The following is a 1,395-nucleotide window of genomic DNA, read 5'->3' as shown; positions in this document are numbered from 1 at the left end:
GCGAGTGTGTCTGAAAGATCGTGTAAGTCCGTGATGTGACAGCCTGGCCCGGGGCTCGGCCTCGGGCCTGTGGGCCAGGCGGATCGGACGAGTCATGGCAGACAAAGACGAAGCGGCCGCGGCCGCGGCGAGTGACGCGATGGTCGACGAGGTTGCCGAGCGGTTGCTCGACAAGGCTGATGCCTCGGGGGCGGCCCTGCTCGGTGAGGGCGGGCTGCTGACAGAGATCACCAAGGCCGTCCTGGAGCACGCCCTGGAAACCGCGAGATGAGCGAACACCTCGGCTACCAGCGAGGTGATCGCGCTGGTCACGGCTCGGGGAGCTCCCGCAACGGGACCTCACCCAAGACCGTCCTGACCGATGCCGGCGCGATCGCTCTGGCAGTTCCCCGGGACCGCAACGGCGAGTTCGAACCCCGACTGGTGCCGAAGAACGCCCGTCGGCTGGCCGGATTCAACGACCGGATCCTCTCGCTCTACGCCCGCGGGATGAACGTGCGCGACATCCGCTCTCACCTCGCCCAGATCTACGGTGTCGAGGTCAGCCCCGACCTGATCAGCAAGGTCACCGACGCGGTGATCGACGAGCTCGTGACCTGGCAGAACCGACCCCTCGACGCGGTCTGGCCGATCATCTACATCGACGCTCGGTGGGTGAAGATCCGGTCCGGATCCGTGACCTCGAAGCCGGTCTACCTGGCCGTCGGCGTCGACATGGACGGCCGCAAGGACGTCCTGGGCCTGTGGGTCGGCTCCCAGGGCGAGGGCGCCACCACCTGGATGGCGGTGCTGTCGGAGCTGCGCAACCGCGGCATCGAGGACGTCTGCATCGTCGCCTGCGACGGCCTGAAGGGCCTGCCCGACACGGTCACCGCGACCTGGCCCAAAGCAACCGTCCAAACGTGTGTGATCCACCTGACCAGGGCCTCGCTCAGGCTGTCGTCGTCGAAGGACCACCCCAAGCTGGTGCCGGCCCAGAAAGCCATCTACACGGCCCCCACTGAAGCAGCCGCAGCGCAGGCCATCGATCTGTTCGAGGCCTCTGACCTGGGCGAACGCTACCCAGCGATCGTACGGACCTGGCGATCGGCCTGGCCGGAGTTCACTTCCTACCTGGCGTTCCCGCCAGCCATAAGGACGGTGGTCTACTCCACGAACATGGTCGAATCGATCAACTCGCGGCTCCGTAAAGCCACCCGCAACCGCGGCCACTTCCCCTCGGAACAGGCCGCGTTGAAGGTGCTCTATCTTGCGATCCGCGAGCAGATCAACCCGAAAGCGCGCGACGCGAACCACGTCGCCGCACACTGGAAAGAGGCGCTGAACCAGTTCTCACTCTTCTTCGAAGACCGGCTCAGCATCCAATGACACCAAGCGACTTACACAAGATCCCTG

The 1,395-nt window shown here is 65.6% G+C and carries 1 pseudogene; it reads left to right on the top strand.

The features are described 5' to 3' along the window. Positions 1–139 precede the first annotated feature (139 nt). Positions 140–1,368 (top strand): annotated as a pseudogene (locus ACFWUY_RS41645) (IS256 family transposase). The last annotated feature ends 27 nt before the right edge of the window (positions 1,369–1,395 follow it).

It is taken from the genome of Streptomyces sp. NPDC058664 (assembly GCF_042716635.1).
GTDB lineage: Bacteria > Actinomycetota > Actinomycetes > Streptomycetales > Streptomycetaceae > Streptomyces.
This window is presented reverse-complemented; position numbering and strand designations above follow the sequence as displayed.